The 18,800-nt window shown below is 30.0% G+C and carries 14 protein-coding genes; 13 read left to right on the top strand and 1 reads right to left on the bottom strand.

The window, feature by feature from the left end:
* Positions 1-90 precede the first annotated feature (90 nt).
* Positions 91-3,072: a DEAD/DEAH box helicase gene (locus FAY47_RS13635; protein ID WP_143317463.1), complete on the bottom strand. Its 2,982-nt coding sequence runs from the start codon at positions 3,070-3,072 to the stop codon at positions 91-93.
* Between the two features lie 798 nt (positions 3,073-3,870).
* Here FAY47_RS13635 and motA point away from each other — a divergent pair.
* The 13 genes from motA (at position 3,871) to FAY47_RS13570 (ending at position 18,727) form a co-directional block, all read left to right on the top strand.
* Positions 3,871-4,656 carry a flagellar motor stator protein MotA gene (gene motA, locus FAY47_RS13630; RefSeq protein ID WP_143317462.1) on the top strand — a complete coding sequence of 262 codons (786 nt, stop codon included), beginning with the start codon at positions 3,871-3,873 and terminating at the stop codon, positions 4,654-4,656.
* A gap of 17 nt (positions 4,657-4,673) precedes the next feature.
* The gene (locus FAY47_RS13625) at positions 4,674-5,414 is read left to right on the top strand and encodes a flagellar motor protein MotB (protein WP_143317461.1); all 741 of its coding nucleotides are present in this window, start codon (positions 4,674-4,676) and stop codon (positions 5,412-5,414) included.
* Between the two features lie 126 nt (positions 5,415-5,540).
* Positions 5,541-7,331, top strand: coding sequence for a S8 family peptidase (locus tag FAY47_RS13620; protein ID WP_143317460.1), 1,791 nt, complete (start codon positions 5,541-5,543; stop codon positions 7,329-7,331).
* 16 nt (positions 7,332-7,347) lie between these two features.
* Positions 7,348-9,066 (top strand): S8 family peptidase, encoded by a 1,719-nt coding sequence (locus FAY47_RS13615; protein ID WP_143317459.1) that lies wholly within the window; start codon positions 7,348-7,350, stop codon positions 9,064-9,066.
* Positions 9,067-9,341: 275 nt separating this feature from the next.
* Positions 9,342-9,578, top strand: a complete 237-nt coding sequence (locus FAY47_RS13610) for a Veg family protein (protein WP_143317458.1) — start codon at positions 9,342-9,344, stop codon at positions 9,576-9,578.
* A 333-nt stretch (positions 9,579-9,911) separates the two neighbouring features.
* Positions 9,912-11,477 carry an SPOCS domain-containing protein gene (locus FAY47_RS13605; protein WP_143317457.1) on the top strand — a complete coding sequence of 522 codons (1,566 nt, stop codon included), beginning with the start codon at positions 9,912-9,914 and terminating at the stop codon, positions 11,475-11,477.
* A 178-nt stretch (positions 11,478-11,655) separates the two neighbouring features.
* Entirely contained in the window at positions 11,656-12,486 is an 831-nt protein-coding gene (locus FAY47_RS13600; protein ID WP_143317456.1) for a cyanophycinase, read from the top strand.
* Positions 12,476-15,088: a cyanophycin synthetase gene (gene cphA, locus FAY47_RS13595; protein WP_143317455.1), complete on the top strand. Its 2,613-nt coding sequence runs from the start codon at positions 12,476-12,478 to the stop codon at positions 15,086-15,088. Before FAY47_RS13600 ends, cphA begins: the two co-directional genes overlap by 11 nt.
* A gap of 174 nt (positions 15,089-15,262) precedes the next feature.
* Entirely contained in the window at positions 15,263-16,105 is an 843-nt protein-coding gene (gene ispE, locus FAY47_RS13590) for a 4-(cytidine 5'-diphospho)-2-C-methyl-D-erythritol kinase (protein WP_143317454.1), read from the top strand.
* A gap of 58 nt (positions 16,106-16,163) precedes the next feature.
* Positions 16,164-16,796, top strand: a complete 633-nt coding sequence (spoIIR, locus tag FAY47_RS13585) for a stage II sporulation protein R (RefSeq protein ID WP_143317453.1) — start codon at positions 16,164-16,166, stop codon at positions 16,794-16,796.
* A gap of 91 nt (positions 16,797-16,887) precedes the next feature.
* Positions 16,888-17,877 carry a tRNA 4-thiouridine(8) synthase ThiI gene (locus FAY47_RS13580; RefSeq protein ID WP_143317452.1) on the top strand — a complete coding sequence of 330 codons (990 nt, stop codon included), beginning with the start codon at positions 16,888-16,890 and terminating at the stop codon, positions 17,875-17,877.
* Between the two features lie 15 nt (positions 17,878-17,892).
* The gene (locus FAY47_RS13575; protein WP_143317451.1) at positions 17,893-18,309 is read left to right on the top strand and encodes a DUF1934 domain-containing protein; all 417 of its coding nucleotides are present in this window, start codon (positions 17,893-17,895) and stop codon (positions 18,307-18,309) included.
* 118 nt (positions 18,310-18,427) lie between these two features.
* Positions 18,428-18,727, top strand: coding sequence for a hypothetical protein (locus tag FAY47_RS13570; protein ID WP_243129624.1), 300 nt, complete (start codon positions 18,428-18,430; stop codon positions 18,725-18,727).
* The last annotated feature ends 73 nt before the right edge of the window (positions 18,728-18,800 follow it).

Raw genomic sequence — 18,800 nt, 5'->3', positions numbered from 1 at the left:
AAATAATAATATAATATTTTATTTTGTATTATTATGATAGGCATGTTCATTTTATAGGAACATGCCTTGCCTTATTATATTTAGATAGATTTATGAAATAAAGTAATCAAAAAGATCTTCTCTAACAGGTGTAGATAATTGATAATTTATCTCTACAGCTGATTTGTTTGTATTTTTCATAGTAATAGGAATGGGGGTCCCTATAGCTTTGATTTTTCCTAAAAAATAAAATTCCTTTGACGTCTTGTCTTCTTTGTTTTTTCTAACAAATAAACTCATTTCAACTCCATCTTTTTCAGCATTGTACATTTGTAAGATATCAGGGGAGTCTACTTTTCTTGGTTGTTTAGATATTCCTATTAACATAGAAGAAGATTCAAATCTATCTTCGTATTTTATGGTATCGCTAATATCTTTAGATTTATGATAATTAATAAATACTGGGTAAGTTTTTGTTTCTTTATTAAACTTGTAACCTCCAATGTTAGTAGCAACCTGATTTTTTTCCCATTCTAACAATCTACAAACATCTTCATAATTATACTTTTGATATAATTGAAAGCTTGTATCCATATAACGGTTGCTATAAAATCTTTTGTATCTATATATACCAAATTCAATTAATTCCACAACGATATCTTTAAATTCTTGACATTTTAAGTTTTCCATAAATACATTCGATATTTTATAATCTTCGTTATATTTTTCTAGGAAAATACAGTCCTTATAGGTTTCTTTACCAGTTCCACTAGCAAACTGATTTGTAAGAACATTAACTACAGAAGTTTCTGTACTATTCTTAAATTTTATATCATATTGCTCTTTTAAAATCTGCTTTAATCTCGTAATTAAATCAATTTTATGATTTATTGCACATTTAAGTAATTCTAATTCATGAACTCGCTTTCCAGAGGCGAGTTTCTTTGAAATAAATTCAATGAATAATTCTTGGACAGGAGTAAGCTTTATATTATATTCTTTTTCATACTTTGTTAAGAATTTATGATATGAACTTAAGCTGTTATTATCAAAAATTCTTATTGGATCAATAGAATCATATAAATCAAAATCTTTTAATGTTGGGATTCTGCCTAATTTTTGTTTCAAACTATTATAGCTTTCTTTAATTAGCTTAATATCATTAAAATTAGCGTTATCAATAGACTCAAAAATACGCTTCTTAGTAATTTCATCAAAATTTACAGTAGAGCAGCCAGGTATTATTCGATTTCCCTCCATTACATATTTTCTTACATTATCTTTGTTATAAGATTTATCACCTGAAAGTGCAATTGGAATTAGAAAATTATTATTGTAATTTCCGACAAAATCAATAATAACAACATATTCTTTATTATTGAATTTTCTTAGACCACGTCCTAATTGTTGTATGAAAATTATAGCTGATTTAGTAGGTCTAAGCATAACGACTTGATTAACAGCAGGGATGTCTACACCTTCATTAAAAATATCAACTGTAAAAATATAATCTAAACTATTGATATTTTCATCTTGCTCTAAACGCGAAATAGCGTCATCACGTTCTTCTTGAGTATTCTCGCCTGTTAATGCTAAAGTTCGAAGGCCACGTTCATTAAATTTATTGGATAATTCTTTAGCTTCTTTTTTATTGCTACAGAATATTAACCCGTTAACCTTATTTCCACAATAGCCATAGAAATTAATTTTATCAAGAATGTGATTAACTCTTTGATCATCCACTAAATGTTTAAAATCAGTGTTATCATCTAATGTATTGCCATCTATAGATATGTCAGTAATTCCAAAGTAGTGGAAAGGACAAAGTAAGTCTTCTTCTAAAGCCTGTTGAAGACGAATTTCATATGCTATATTATGATCAAACATTTTAAAAATATCAAAATCATCAGTTCTTTCTGGAGTAGCTGTCATTCCTAGTAAAAATTTTGGTTCAAAGTAGTTTGCAATTTTTTGATAGCTTATAGCCCCTGCCCTATGAACTTCGTCTATAATAATGTAGTCAAATTCATCTTTCTGAAAGCTTAATAACACTTCATCTTTTGATAAAGTCTGTATTGTTGAAAAGATAAAGTTTTTATTTATATCTTTTGAATTACCAGAAAGAATTCCCATGCTTTTAGTATCACCAAAAACATTTTTATAGCTATTAATAGCTTGTTTAGCAATTTGTTCCCTATGTACAATAAATAATGCTTTATTTGGGTTAAAGTTTCTAACATCAAAAGCTGATAAATAAGTTTTACCTGTACCAGTAGCTGAAATTAACAATGCTTTTGTTTTCCCATTTTCTCTTATATTATCTAAAGCTTGAATGGCAGCTACTTGCATCTTATTTGGTTTTAATGTATATTGAGAAATTCGTGGAACACTACTTTTTCTAAAAGATTCTCTTTGCTTTAAATATATATCCTCATAAGTTTCAAGCCAGCCTAAAGTAAGGTCGTCAGCTTCAGCCCACATAGCTTCAAATTCATTTAATACCTCTTCTGTTAATGAACCTTCCTCTAAAGAAGATACTTTCATGTTCCACTCTTTGTTTTTAGTTAATGCTGTTTGAGTTAAATTGGAACTACCAATAATAAGTTTGTAATGATCACTATATCTAAAAATGTACCCTTTTGTATGAAAGTTATCTTTGCAATACATTTTTATACTGATGTTAGAAAACTCTAAAATCTTTTTGAGTGCCTTTGGTTCACTAAAGTTTAAATAATCTGTAGTTAATATTCTACCTTTAATTCCTTTACTTTTTAATGTTTTCAAAGTCTCTAAAAGAGGAATTACACCGCTACTTGTAATAAAAGCTACAGATATAATAAATTCATTGCATTTTGAAAGTTCTGAAACAAGATCACTTAAAACTTTGCTGCCTTTGCTGTAGTCATTAATAAGAAGTTTAGGTCTAAGGGCTAAATTTGAGTCTACCAAATTATTTATCAAACCCGTTTCATTAGCTTTCAAAATATCATTTGCAATTTTATATTGATCATCAGAATTAGTTGCATCTATTGCTTTGTTTTTTATGGTAAATTCTAAAGCGTTTTTATTATTTATTTCAGTAAAATTTTTCATGGGAACCTTCCTTAAAAATTTAATTATTTAAATATATATACAATCCATTTATGTTGCCAATATTTTTAGTTACTTAAATCTTATTCTATAAATACTTTAGTTGAGTATGTTATTATAATGAGTTCAACTAAAACTTAAATTCTATATAAGCTCAGGTTGATTAATATTATAGCATATATACGTAATATTTGATTAATTTTCTATATTGAAAAGTTGTGCTTGAGATTAAAGTACAGTTTTTTCTAGTTTATAGGTCAGTAAAAAACTAAGCCTAGAAATGTTTATTGTAAAAGAGGTATTGATAGCATTGTAAATATTTAAGAATGACTGCTATGAACAATGGATATTCTTACTTTACTAAAAAACATGTTGATAATTGGAAAAAAGAGAAACTTTTTATGAATAGGATTACAGGTTGATTATTGGTACTATGTAAATATTTCTGTCGAAACTATTTATATACTGTGGTTTTATATTGGCAAATATTATGGTATTATATAGATTATAGAATATTGCAAAATGTGATGAAAAATAAAAGGATATATATAAAATAGAAAATGAAAAAATGTGGGATATTTGTCTTATTATATCTTAATATAGTTAGATAAATAAAAAAATAGTCAATTTTTATTTTTTTATATTGTAAAATTAAATATATTATCCTAAAGTATACGATTATTCAGGCGATAATTATTTAGTAAATAGAAAATTAGATTCACTATTTTCTTTTATAAAAAATGTGAAATATTTATTTTTTCCAATTTTGCATACAAAAAGAGTATACAGGGGGTATAGGTTGTGGATATTTTTTTAGTTATAGGTGTTTTGGGTGGTGCTGTTACAATAGTTGTAGGAATGATTGTAAAAGGTGCAAATGTAGCAGTGTTATTAAACCCAGCAGCTGCGATAATAATACTTATAGGTACATTGATGGCTGTAATGAATTCCTTTCCGAGGAAGGAGTTTCTTAACATACCTAAGATATTTGGAGTTCTTTTTAAAGAAAAGCAAGATGAGAGCCCAGTTGAGATTATAAAACAATTGGTTGAAATGTCTCAAAATACTAGAAAGAATGGATTACTATCACTAGAAAGTACAGTACAAGGAATGGACAATAAGTTTATGAAAAAAGGTCTAGAGATGGTTGTAGATGGTGTAGAGCCAGAATATATAAGAGAAGTTTTAGAGACAGAAATTGATAGCATGGAAGAAAGACATCGTGCAGGAGCTACAATTTTTACAACAGCAGGGTCAGCAGCGCCAACACTTGGAGTTCTAGGAGCTGTTGTTGGTCTTATAGGTGCACTTGGAGATTTAAGTGATACAGAAAAACTTGCGCATATGATAGCAGCAGCTTTCGTTGCAACTCTTTACGGTATTTTCTTTGGATATGTTATATTCCATCCATTTGGATCAAGATTAAAAAGAAAATCAGCAGTAGAAATAGCAAATATGAATATTATGCTTGAGGGAATTTTAAGCATTCAATCAGGTGCAAATCCAAAAAATATAGAAACAAAACTTACAAGTATGCTAGAACCAAAGGATAGAAAAGAACTTGAGAATAGTAACGGTGGGGTTTAAAGAAAGGAAGATTAGCAATGAGGAAGAAAAAAGAACACCATGAAGAGCATATGGATGAAACATGGCTTATTCCTTACTCTGACATGTTAGTACTTCTATTAGCCCTATTTATTGTAATGTTTGCAATGAGTAAAGTTGACCAAGAAAAGATGAAGGCTGCAGGACAATCATTTAATGAAGTTTTTGCAGGAAGTAATGGAGTATTAGAAGGTACTGGAACAGAAGCAACTGGTGATATGGAATCAGGGGAAGCTAGTCAAGATGAGGCACTTACCAATGCTCAAACTGAAGAACAAAGAATGACTGAAATTAAAAAGAAAATAGATGAAGAAATTGCTAAGGAAGGATATTCTGATAAGGTTAAAGCAGAATTGAATAGTGATGGATTGGAAATTGCTATACAGGATATTGTACTCTTCAACTCAGGAGATGCTGAAGTAGTTGGAGGAGTATCCCCGTTACTTTTAAAAATTTCTGATATGATTAAGAATTTAGATAATGAAATAAAAGTTGTAGGACATACAGATAATGTACCTATTAGTAATAGTAAATATCGTTCAAATTGGGATTTGAGTTCGATGCGTGCTGTAAATGTAATGAATTTTATGGTTTCAGCAGGAGGTGTACATGCTAACAAGGTAACTGTCCAAGCCTACGCTGAATATAAACCTAAGTATGATAATTCAACAGAAGATGGTAGAGCTAAAAATAGAAGAGTTGAAATTTCTATTGTTCGTAAGTATCCATCAGGAAAATAAAAATAATGAGATAACCCTTAAGATTTTAATCTTAAGGGTTATCTCATTTTTACTTATGGATTTGATGAATATTTAAGTATTGTTAGAAATATTACTTAATATGGAATACTAATGTAGGAGATTGAAGTGCCTAACTTAAAGAATTGTAATCTATACTATATAGATTCACCAAACTTCTTAGTTGAATATAGAGGGGATTTTAAAGAAGAGATAGCAAAAGTTCCATATGCTTGCGGAGATATTATAACTGAAAATATAGGGATTGTAAGTGTTTCCTATGAGCATTTAGATGAACTTATAAAGGATGTACCTTCTATTATATTCATTGATCCTAGAAGCATGTATGTGTTGCAAGATATTTCTCCATCTAATGTTGATAATATAAATAACATTAAAATAAATCCATATTTAAATTTAGCTGGTACAGGGGTTCTTGTTGGAATGGTTGATACAGGCATAGATTATCTAAATCAAGAATTTATTAAGGAAGATGGAACTACAAGGATTGAAAGTATATGGGATCAATCAATTCAAGATACAACAGATACATCAGTATATATTGGAAAAACTTTTTCTAGGGAACAAATAAATAATGCTATCCAAGCATCTAAAAACAATCAAGACCCATACCAAATAGTTCCGTCTAAAGATGAAATAGGGCATGGAACTAAAATGGCTGGAATTATTGGAGCTAGAGGGTATAATGGAGAATTTCAAGGGGTTGCACATAATTGCGAGTTTGTAATAGTTAAACTTTTTGAGTCCATCAATTTTAAAAATAGATTGCAATCAAATAGAATTGAGTATACGCCAGTTTATAATGCAGCAGAAGTTTTGGGGGCTATAGATTATTTGAAAAACTACTCTATAAGAACGAAAAAACCTATGGTCATATATATTGGAGTTGGGACTACAGAAGGAAGTCATGATGGAAATAACCTTATTTCAAGATATATAACATCAATTGGAAGTTTAAGAGGGATTGTCACTGTGATTGGAGTTGGAAATGAGGGCGCATCAGGAGGACATGCATCTGGAGTTATAAGGGCTGTTGGGGATATTGCAATAGTCCAACTAAGAATTCCGAGAGAAATTGCATATTTTGCATTTGATATATGGGTGAAAAAACCTAATAGAGCGTCTGCTAATATAATTTCACCAACAGGAGAGTCATCGAAGTTTATTGAAGCTTCTACAAAGAAAGTGCAACAAATTAAATATGTTTTTACTGATACTAGATTAACAGTTAAATATTTTTCTCCTGAGCATTATACAGGTCATGAAGTTATTAATGTAGTTCTTGAGTCTATAAAACCAGGAATATGGCAGATTCAATTAAGAGGCGAGTATATAAGTAGCGGTAGATTTGATATTTGGTTACCTCCAGTAAAAACTCTACCTCCAGACACTAATTTTTTAGAGTCAGATCCATATATAACATTAACTATTCCATCTACAGCTAGGAAAGTAGTTACAGTAGCCTATTTTGGAGTTAATAATGCATTGGTGGCTTCATCTGGTAAAGGGTTTAATAGTAATGATTTAATAAACCCGGATATAATAACAACAGGAGTAGGTATTTTAACTACAAAGGTAGGTGGAGGGATTGTTACAGAAAGTGGTAGTTCAGTAGCTGCAGCAGTAGTGGCAGGATCATGTGCTCTTTTGCTGCAATGGGGAATAGTGGAAAAAAATGATTTGACGATGTATTCAACAAAGATTAGAAGTTATTTAATTTATGGGGCTGATAGGAGCAATGCTGTATATAGGTATCCAAGTAGAGATGTTGGATATGGAAGTTTTGATTTGCTGAGAACTTTTGATATTATTAGCAGAACATTTAGAAGAAATAATGTACAGAATGAAGAGTTTTTTGAATATTATTATAATAGACTATTTATAAGGATTCCAAGATAAGATGTGGAGGATTTAAATGAAAAAGAGTAGTGAATTTTCAGAGACGTTGTTTAGAGATCCGAATTATTATCAATATATTGTTCAGTATCAAGGTGATTTAGAAAATGAAATTCTGCAACAAGAAAAATATTATGTTACTTTAATTAATGATAGATATGCTATACTCTTAGCTCCCAAAGAAAATACAGAGATAGATATTACTAGTCCTAATTTATCAGCTATTGTTTATGTTAAGCCTGCAGAAATGTATACCCTTCAACAAATATCTCCTGTTGAAGCTTCTAGAGCTAGTTTTTTGCAATTGGATTCACCATTAAATTTAACTGGAAAAGGGGTTAATATAGGAATTATTGATACAGGTATTGATTACTTAAACGAGGAATTTATGGATTTAAACGGAGAGACAAGAATTGAATATATTTGGGATCAGACTATAATGTCAGATAAAGAAAATACTTTAATAACAGTTCCCTATGGAACTACATATTCTAGAGATGAAATAAATGCTGCTATAAGAGAATATAGAGCTGGTAGATCGGCTTATGATGTTGTGCCTAGTAAAGACGAAATTGGACATGGAACTAATATGGCTGGAATAATTGGAGGAATAGGAAAGAATCCGAATTTAAGAGGTGTTGTTCCTGATTGTAATTTTGTGGTTGTAAAGCTTATGGAGGATGCTGGGTTTAAAAATCGGTTTTATGTTGAAACACCTGTATTTAATATAACGTCAATTTTTTCTTCGTTAGAATTTCTATATGAGTATGCTCTAATGACCAATAAACCTATGGTTATATATTTTCCTCTTGGAAGTAATTTTGGAAATCATAAAGGTGGTGGAATATTAGAAGAGTTTTTAGATTCAATTTCAAGTAATAGCGGTGTTGTGGTAGTTTGCGGAACAGGGAATCAAGGGGGAAATGGGACTCACACTTCAGGTATAATATCGCAAGTTAGTGATTTAGCATTGATTGAGTTAGTAGTATCACCTAAGCAAAAGGATATATGGGTGGAGATTTGGGCTGATTTGCCTAATGTATTTTCTTTAGATATAATTTCTCCTTCTGGAGAAAATACTGGAGTGCTGCCAGCTAAGATAAATGCGACGGAAAGATATACGTTTGTATTTGAGAAAACTTCAGTAAGAGTTAATTATTATCTGCCAGAGGAAACTACTGGTGATGAGTTGATAAGAATAAGAATGTACAACTTACAACCAGGAATATGGAGATTTAGGTTAGTGCCAAGAACATTATTAAATGGTCGATTCAATGCGTGGATACCTCAATCAGGAATAACTGTTGGAGGGACTAGATTTAATTTGACAGATCCATATGGAACATTAACTAATCCTAGTGATTCAGATTATGTTATTACTGCAGGAGCGTATGATCAAAATAATAATAATTTTCTAACTTTCTCTGGAAGAGCTTTTATATATGATTTTGAAATAGTAGATGTTGCAGCTGGAGGTTTAAACGCTTTGACAACGGCTCAAAATAATCAAACAGCTGTAGTAAGTGGGACTAGCGTAGCAGCTGCTGTAGTAGCAGGTGCATGTGCTATGTTACTTCAGTGGGGAATAATTGATGGAAATGATCCATATATATATACTCAAACTGTTAAAGCCTATATTGCAAAGGGAACTTTTCAAAGAGAAGGAGATATATACCCTAATGCACAGTGGGGATATGGAATTTTAGATATACTTAAAATGTTTCAAAATATGGTTTGATAGTTTTGTAATATAAATTTAAAATTCAATTTAAGATATTGGAAGAATTTTGAGAGTGAGATTTAAAATAATTTCATTCTCTTTTATTTTCTTATAATAAAAAAACATCTTTATTGAATAAAAATAATAAAAAATACTAACAATATTAAAGTAGAAAAAATTATATTATTAACAAATTCTATTGACAAGTATAAGTAATAAGTGATAAAATAATTAATTTACTTGACATAAAGGCTCTGTTAAGATACAATAAAATAAGGAAAGAGGGTGTTGTAATGGAGAAGATAAAAACAATTGCTACCATTAAGAAAGATATTGAAAGACATATAGGAGATAAGGTTACATTGAAGGCTAATGGTGGACGCAAAAAGATTCTTGTTAATGATGGAGTATTAGAAAGTGCGTACCCTAGTATTTTTGTAATTAGATTAGAAAGTGACACCCAAAGGACAGTGACATATAGTTATTCAGATGTTTTGACAAAGACAGTACAGCTAGTTTTTCCTAGTTAAATATAAAACTTCGATATTATCGAAGTTTTTTTATTTCTAAAAATAAGTATAAAAAAAGAAAGATGGTGGGTTCCATCTTTCAACTATGGTATAAAAGGGTATTGAGAATTTATGAGAGGTTATATGGTCAATAACCAAGATTAATGATACGACAAATTAATTACTTTGTCAACATGTTTTGTGAAAAAAGTTTTAAAAATATATCACGAGTGGAAAATAACAACGGATTATAGGAGAAAATGAAAAAAAATATGATATATTACCTCAATCATCTGTAATATTCTTGTAGGCGATGCTATATATTTAATAGTAGGAATTTTATAGGAGGTAAAGATGTCAAGGATAGATATAGTAAAAGAAAGTTTACAGTTTCAACAATTATTACATGAAAATAGTTCGACTGCTATTTTAAGAGATGAGTATTTAATTCCAGATACCCATCCAGATGTTCAAGCAATTTTATCAGTGGAAGCAAGACCTTTAATCACTAGCAAAGAGATTATTGGAAGCAAGGTTGTGATTGAAGGGAGATTAGAATACAATGCGTTGTATATTCCTAGAGACGATAATATGGTAGTAAACTCAGTAATATATAATGAAAAGTTTACGAACTCATTAGACCTTGGTGAGGATGAACATAAAATAGTGTGTGAAGTAGATTGCAAGGTAGAACATATTGATGCAAAAATCATGAATGAAAGAAAGATAGCAATCGAAGGAGTGGTTGGGTTAAATTGGGAGGTGTATAAGAGTACAGAATTTGATTTTGTAAAGAATATTGAAGCTAGTGAAGGTGTTGAGGTATTAAAGCAAACAGAATCAATTAATAGACTTGTAGCTAATAAAGAAACAGAACTTATTGGGAAATCAATGTTAAGAGTTGGTATGGATAAACCACAGATTGGCAAAATACTAAAAAGTTCTATGAGGCTTCATAAAAGAGAAGCTAAGATTGGAGAAGATAAGGTTTATTTAGGATGCTATTGTAAACTAAATATTCTTTATTTAGGTGATGAAACTAATGAAATTATTAGTTTAGAAGATGATGTTTATATTTCAAAAGAAGAAGAGATAGTGGGCATTTCTATAGATATGATTCCTTCAGTGACATATGAAATTAAAAACAGCGATATAGCTATTGAAGAAGATGATTTAGGGGAATCTAGAATAATTAATTCAGAATTTTTGATTGGAGCAAAAATAAAAGTATTTTCTGATGAGAATATTGATATTATTAAAGATGCTTATTCACCAAAATTTCCTATTGAATTGAGAAAAGATAGCTATGAAATAGGAGCAATTCTTGGAACTCAAACTAATGATAGTATAATAAAAGATAATATATACTTAAAAGAAGGGGATATAAAACCAGAGCGTATAATAGCGGCATCTGGAAACTTAATTATTACTGATAAAAAAATATCTGATGATAGAATAACAATAGAAGGGATTATAAGAGCAAATATCATGTATAGAGCAGCAGATGAAGAAGTTGGATTTAGTGAAGTGTCAGCAGATATTCCCTTTACTTCAATAATAGATATGCTTGGTGCTAAAGAAGGAATGAAGTCCATAGTAAAAAGTTCTTTAGAAAATGAAGAAGCAAGCTTAGAGGCGAATACTATAGCATTTAAAGGAACTATATCAATTACTGCAACAGTATTTTATGAAAAAGCAAAGGAATTTATTTCTGATGTAATGGAATTAGAAGGGGAACCTCCTAAAAAGAATGCAAGTATAACTATATATATAGTGGGCAATGATGACACGTTATGGAATTTGGCTAAAAAGTATAATTGCACAGTAGAAGAATTGATTAATATGAATCAGATAGAGAATCCTGATAATATAGCGGTAGGAGAAAAATTAATCATACCTGGAAGAGCTGTTTTTAACTAATAGTTCATAAGATTATAGAGCTTCATTAAAGCTTAATATTTTAAGTAATATAAATGGTAAAGTTTGTCAAATATAAATAGATATTTGGCAAACTTTTTTTATTATTGAAGAATTTGAGAAATGAATAATTGAGAATTTCTTTGGAAACAATAGAAAATGAATGATTTGAGGTGGTTAGATGAAAAATGTAGAACTAAATGGAAATTTAATCATAATTGGTGGAGCAGAAGATAAAGAAGGGAGAAAAGAGATATTAAAAAAAGTATGTGAATGCTTAGATAAGGAGAATGATATATTACTAGTAGCAACTGTAGCTACAGAATATCCAAAAGAAGCTGCAACAAAGTATAGAAAGGTATTTGGTGAATTAGGCGTTAAGAATATAGAAATTTTAGATATTAGTGTTAGAGATGATGCTTTTATTGAAGGAAATAGTAAATTAATAGAAAAAGCATCTCTTATATTTTTTACGGGAGGAGATCAACTTAGAATTACTAGTTTAATTGGGGGATCACCAGTATATGATGCTCTTAAAGAGGCTGGTAAAAAAGGAAAGTACATAGTTGGAACATCAGCAGGAGCTTCAGTAATGAGTGATACCATGGTTGTAGAGGGAGTTGAAGAAGAAGCTCCTAGAAAATGCGCTTTAAAGATGTCGCCTGGAATAGGATTTATAGAGAATGTCATTATAGATCAACATTTTGCCCAAAGAGGGAGAATAGGAAGATTGTTAACAGGCGTAGCTCAAAATCCTCAGGTGTTAGGGGTTGGAATAGATGAAAATACAGCAATTATTGTAAATGCAGATGGAATTGCAGAAGTTGCAGGAGTTGGGGCTGTATATTTTGTAGATGGAAGCCAAATTTCTTATACAAATGTATCTGAGCAACATTCAGATGAAGTCCTTAGTATATTCAATGTTAGGCTACATGTATTAAAAGAGGGAAATAAATTTGATCTTATAAGAAAGTTACCTTTTGAGGAGGAAAAGTCGAAAAATGAAAATTGAAAAACAAACAGTGTTTAGAGGTAGAAACATATACTCTCATAGAAAGTGTATTAGACTAGATGTTGATTTATGTGGATATTGTGAAATACCAAGTAAAGATATCAAGGATTTTAATTCTAGATTAGTTAGTATGATTCCAGAACTAAAAAAACACAGGTGTGGAATAGATGAAGAAGGTGGCTTTGTTAAAAGGCTTGAAGAAGGGACATATTTGGCTCATATTTGTGAGCATATAATTATAGCAATACAAAATTTTTTTGGTGTAGACGTATGTTATGGAAAAGCTAGGGAGAAGCAGGGGGATTTATATTATATTATTTTCGAATATGAATACGAGCATTTTGCTATAGAGACAGCTAGATTAGCTGTGGATATTATAAATTCATTAATTGATGAAGAAGAACTAAATTTAGATAGAAGAATGAAAATATTAGAAGAGGTTCTATGTAAAGAATCAATAGGTCCAAGTACAAAGGGGATAAAAGATGCTGCAGAAAGATATGGAATGCCAGTATTTCCTATTGGCGACAATGGATTTTACCAGATAGGTTATGGAAAGCAAGGAAGAATTATAGAAGCTACAATAGGAAATAAGACTAGTTGCGTTGCAGCAGATATAGCTTCAGATAAAGAGTTAACTAAACAATTGCTTATAGGTCAAAATATTCCTGTGCCAGAAGGTAGGGAAGTGTGTAATATAATAGACCTTTTACGAGCAGGGGAAAAGATAGGATATCCATTAGTTTTGAAGCCAAGGTATGGTAATAAGGGCGAAGGGGTTGTACTCAATATAAAAAGTGAAAAGGAACTAGTAAAAGAATTTAACAGCATGAAAAGTAAATACTCTAATATAATCATTGAGAAGTATATAACAGGAAATGATTATAGGGTTTGTGTTGTAAATTATGAAGTAGTTGCTGTAGCTTTAAGAATACCTCCTTTCGTTATAGGTGATGGAAAGAATAATTTAAAAGAGTTAATTAGAGAATTAAATGAAAATTCAAGTAGAGGCTTTGATCATGAAAAACCTTTGACAAAGGTTAAAATAGATAATGATTTAATAAATTTTTTAGATAACCAAGGGTTATCATTAAATACTATTCCTAAAAAAGGAGATAAGATAAGCTTAAGAGAAAAGGCCAATTTATCTACAGGAGGAATGGCAATTGACTGCACTGATGAGATATCTGAGGAGAATAAGAAAGTTTGTACAAAGGTTGCAAAAGCTATTGGATTAGATATCTGTGGAATAGATATAAAAGCTTCTGACATAAGTAAATCTATTTATACAAATGGAGTAGTTATGGAAGTAAATGCAGCTCCAGGAATAAGAATGCATATGTATCCTTGCAAAGGTAAGAGTAGAGATGTTGGAGAAGCTATATTGAAATTACAGTATAATGGTAATCCAACAAACATTCCGGTAGTATCAATAACAGGAACTAATGGCAAAACCACAACTACTAGGCTAGTATCTCATGTATTAAGATCCATGGGTCATAAGGTAGGAATGACTTGTACTGATGGTATATATATAGATGGTGAGTGTATAGATAAAGGAGATGATACTGGTTATTATAGTGCAAAATCGGTTCTCCTTAATAAAGATGTAGAAGTAGCTGTATTAGAGACTGCTAGGGGAGGATTAATAAGAAAAGGGTTAGCATATGACTTAGCTGATGTTGCAGCAATAACCAATATTACGGAAGATCATATAGGAATAGATGAAGTTAATTCTATGGAAGAGTTAGCAAAAGTTAAATCACTAGTTGCAGAAGAAGTTAAAAAAGATGGCTATGTAGTGATTAATGCTGATGATAAATGGAGTATTAGTATATTAGACAGAATAAAAGCTAAGAAAATATTCTTTTCGAAGGATAAGAAGAATGATTATATAGTTAATAATATTGAAAATGGAGGAATTGCTGTTTATATAGATGATAATACATTATATGTAACAAATGATAGAAAAAAGTATAAAATTTTAGATATTGATAATATACCTATTACATTAGGAGGAATTTTAGAATTCAATATAGAAAATGCAATGGCGGCATGTGGAATACTCGTTGGAATGAGAATAGATTATTGTATGATTTCTAATGGGTTTAAGACTTTTGAATTAGATGAAAAATGCAATTCAGGAAGGTTCAATATTTTTGATATTAATGGGGTTAAAATAATATTGGATTATGGACATAATATAGAAGGGTATAGAGCGGTATTAAATTGTTTTTCTAAGATAAAGAAAGAGAAGATTATTGGAGTCATAGGTATACCAGGTGATAGAGATGATAAAATGGCTGAATCCATAGGTTATATGTGCTCAAAAGCTATGGATAGAATAATTATTAAAGAAGACCTGGATAGAAGAGGAAGAAGAGAAGGAGAAATTGCAGCTGTTTTAGAAAAAGGTGTAATAAAAGGGAAAAGTGAGAGCTATAAAATTTGTTTAAATGAAGTTGAAGCTTTCGAAGAAGCTATTAAGTTTGGTAAACCAGGCGATTATGTAATTGTATTTTATGAGAAGTTAGAGCCTTTATTAGAAAAGATAAAAGAATATAATAACATTAATGAAGGGTTAAATATAGCAAGTTTGTAATGCGAGGTGAGTATCAAAAATAGAAACTATAAATTTCTGTTTTTGATACTTTTTTTACAAATAGAACAAAAGCAAATCTTTTTTATGTATTTTTATACTCATCCTTTATTAATTAGTAGGGCTATGCTAAAATTATGAATAATATAATAAATGATGTGGAAAGGATAGAATTACATGAAGGGGAAAGCATATGCAAAGATTAATATATCTTTAGATATAGTAGGGAAAAGAGAAGATGGGTATCATCTATTAAAAATGATAATGCAAAATATTGAGCTATATGATGAAATAAGAATAGAAAAGATATCTAGTGGTATAAAAATAAAATGCAACAAACCTTTTATACCTACAGATGAAAGAAATCTTGCATATAAGGCAGCGAAATTATTCCTTGAAACTTATGAAATAAAATCAGGAGTATTTATTGATATAGTAAAGAATATACCAGTAGCAGCTGGATTAGCTGGTGGAAGTGCAGATTGTGCTACAGTTTTGAAAATGTTAAATAAAATGTTTAACATAAATGCGTCAGAGACGGAATTAATGGATTTAGGAGTTAAATTAGGAGCAGATGTTCCTTATTGTATAAAAGGTGGTACTGCATTATGTGAAGGAATTGGGGAGAAAATAACTACGTTAAAGTCATTTAAAGATCATATACTAATTTTAATAAAACCACCTTTTGGAGTATCGACGAAAGAGGTTTATAAGATTTTTGATATCAATAAAGCAAGGATTCATCCTAATACGGAAAGTCTTATAAAAAAGATGGAAGAGAATGATTTGTATTATGTGGCAAGTAATATGAAAAATTTATTAGAGAATGTTACAGTAAGAAAACATAAGATGATATATAATATTAAAGAGAACTTAGTAGCCAGAGGAGCTGTTGGTTCAATGATGAGTGGCAGTGGACCTACAGTATTTGCATTTTTTGATGATATGCAAGTTGCTTTAAAGTGCTATGATGAGATGAAAAATAAGTATGATGATATATTTTTAACTAGAACAATTTAATTTTGTGAATAGAAAATCTTCTTGTGGTAATAATCTTACTATACAAGGAGGTTTTTTTATGAGCAAAAATATAAGATTTCTAATGGTTATTATATTATTAATAAATGTTTTGTTTATTGGGTGTACAAGCATTCCGAATATACAGAAAAATAACATATATAATTATGATGATGTGAAAGATATATTAATAAGGTTTCATGTTATAGCAAATAGTGATACAGATGCGGACCAAAGCTTAAAATTAAAGGTTAGAGATGAAGTTATAAATTATTTATACCCTTATTTAAAACAATCAAAATCTTTAGATGAGTCTAGAAATATAATAAAATCAAAAGAAGATGATGTTAGAAGTATTGCGCTAAGAGTAATTAAGAATAATGGTTATTCATATCCAGTAAAGGTAGAATTATCACATGAGAATTTTCCGGAAAAGTCTTATGGGAATATAACACTTCCTCAAGGTAATTATGAAGCTTTTAGAGTTATAATTGGGAATGGACAAGGTCAAAACTGGTGGTGTGTAATGTTTCCGCCACTTTGCTTTATAGATGTAACAAAAGGAAACGTAGAAGAAGAAAAGAGCAAGGAAGAATTGGATCAAGAGATAGACAAGAGCAAGAATACTAAGGGGGAAGAAAGTCCTAAGGTTAAGTTTAAAATTGTAGAAGTTTTCAAAGATATTTTCAGTTAAAATCCAATGTTATTATAAATTTCTACTTGATTAATAATAATAAAAACCATAAACTATAAAATATAACGCAAGAATATTTGGAGGTAAAGATATGACTAGAGCATTGGCTATGATGTCAGGGGGATTGGATAGTACTTTGGCAGCAAAGCTTATAAAAGATCAAAATATAGAGGTTATAGGAATATGTTTTAAATCTTATTTCTTTGGTGAAGATAATGCTAAGAGAATGTGCAAACAAATTGGAATAAGACTTGAAGTTATAGATTTTTCAGTAGAACATTTTGAAATGGTGAAGAATCCTAAGCATGGTAGAGGCAAAAATATGAATCCTTGTATAGATTGTCATGCTATGATGATGAGGTATTCTGGAGAATTATTAAAGAAATTTGACGCTGATTTTATTCTTACAGGAGAAGTGCTAAACCAAAGACCTATGTCTCAGAATAAACAAGCACTAAATACTGTAAAGAATGAATCTGGTTTTAGTGATAAAATTTTAAGACCATTATGTGCTTTAAATTTAGAACCTACAGAAATGGAACTTTCAGGACTTGTTGATAGAAATAAGTTACTTGATATATCTGGAAGAAGTAGAAAAGCACAAATGGAATTAGCTGAGAAATGGAATATTACAGATTATCCATCACCAGCAGGAGGATGTAAGCTAACAGAGCCAAATTATTCGGTACGTCTTAAAGAAGCTCTAGATAGGAACGGTGATTTAACAGCAAAAGAAATATATTTATTAAGATTTGGAAGACATTTTTTAACTAAATCAGGGACAAAAATCATAGTTTCAAGAACAGGAGAAGAGGGTGAAATTATTAAGAAAGCTCTTAATAAAGAAGATACAGTATTTTTACCTTCAAGTCATATGGGTGCATTAGGAGTAATCCAAGGACAAGCATCGGAGGAAGATGCAATAATAGCAGCTAGAATAACTGCTAGATATAGCAAAGGAAAAGATGCAGATGTGGTTACTATTAAATCAGGAAAATTTGGAACGGAATTTAAAGATATATTTGATATAAAACCAGCTACAGATGAAGAAATTAATGAATATTTGATTCAAGGTAAGTAGTCATAGGAGGATATTATGGATAAAAAAGCTATTATCAGTATAATTAGCAATGCAAGTATGGATGATGGTGATGTTATTGAAGTAGTTTCACCAGGTAAATATATAAAATTAGATAATGGATATAAAGCTGTTTATGAAGAGACAGAAATATCTGGTATGGATGGGACAACAACTACATTAACAATACAAGATAAAGAAGTTATTTTAGAAAGAGAAGGTACAACAACAACAAAGATGCAGTTTAATAAAGCGGAACCTTCAGTTTCTATGTATCAAACTCCTTATGGAATGTTAGAGATAAGCATTAATACAAAAGAACTTACTGTTGACATGAATGAGGATGGAGGAGAATTAAAGATTGATTATTCTTTAGGAGTTGCAGGACAACTGCCTTTGGATACTAGTTTATCATTAAAAATAAGAACTCAGTAAAGATAAGTAACTATCAATGAATCTATCGTTGATAGTTTTTTTTCTTATTAATTATTTATGAGGTTTATATATTATATTATGTGGAAATACTTTTAATATAGAAATATTTAAGGCAAAGGTGGTATCAGGGAATATGCTTGGAGACAGGTATTTAAAGATATTAAGAACTATTTCTCTGTATTATGGAATTGATGAAGAAAATTTTATATTGCTTTTAAGAGAAAAAGAGAATAAATATCTTCTTTTGTTATTATTAAAGAAATATAAATGTATGGATGAAAAAACTTTAATGTGCATCCTCAATTATAAGAGTAAAAAGAGTATTTTCAATAATATAAAGAAAGCAGAAGAGAAGTTGTTAATTAATAAAGAATTTAGAGACAAGTTTTTCGAGATAGAAGAAAGCTTGTTAAAATAAACAATTAAAGCTATAATTATAACAGAAGTCATGAAAACACATGTCTAGTTTCATTTCAAATGCATTCGATTTA

It is taken from the genome of Clostridium sp. HBUAS56017, from assembly GCF_007115085.1.
GTDB classification, from domain to species: domain Bacteria; phylum Bacillota; class Clostridia; order Clostridiales; family Clostridiaceae; genus Clostridium; species Clostridium cibarium.
Note: the sequence above shows the minus strand (reverse complement) of the source record. Positions and strands in the feature narration are given on the sequence as shown.

Coding starts and splice junctions, on each gene's coding strand:
- FAY47_RS13635 (WP_143317463.1), bottom strand. CDS start 3,072: ATGAAAAATTTTACTGAAATAAATAATAAAAACGCTTTAGAATTTACC.
- FAY47_RS13625 (WP_143317461.1), top strand. CDS start 4,674: ATGAGGAAGAAAAAAGAACACCATGAAGAGCATATGGATGAAACATGG.
- FAY47_RS13615 (WP_143317459.1), top strand. CDS start 7,348: ATGAAAAAGAGTAGTGAATTTTCAGAGACGTTGTTTAGAGATCCGAAT.
- FAY47_RS13610 (WP_143317458.1), top strand. CDS start 9,342: ATGGAGAAGATAAAAACAATTGCTACCATTAAGAAAGATATTGAAAGA.
- FAY47_RS13605 (WP_143317457.1), top strand. CDS start 9,912: ATGTCAAGGATAGATATAGTAAAAGAAAGTTTACAGTTTCAACAATTA.
- FAY47_RS13600 (WP_143317456.1), top strand. CDS start 11,656: ATGAAAAATGTAGAACTAAATGGAAATTTAATCATAATTGGTGGAGCA.
- cphA (WP_143317455.1), top strand. CDS start 12,476: ATGAAAATTGAAAAACAAACAGTGTTTAGAGGTAGAAACATATACTCT.
- ispE (WP_143317454.1), top strand. CDS start 15,263: ATGAAGGGGAAAGCATATGCAAAGATTAATATATCTTTAGATATAGTA.
- spoIIR (WP_143317453.1), top strand. CDS start 16,164: ATGAGCAAAAATATAAGATTTCTAATGGTTATTATATTATTAATAAAT.
- FAY47_RS13580 (WP_143317452.1), top strand. CDS start 16,888: ATGACTAGAGCATTGGCTATGATGTCAGGGGGATTGGATAGTACTTTG.
- FAY47_RS13575 (WP_143317451.1), top strand. CDS start 17,893: ATGGATAAAAAAGCTATTATCAGTATAATTAGCAATGCAAGTATGGAT.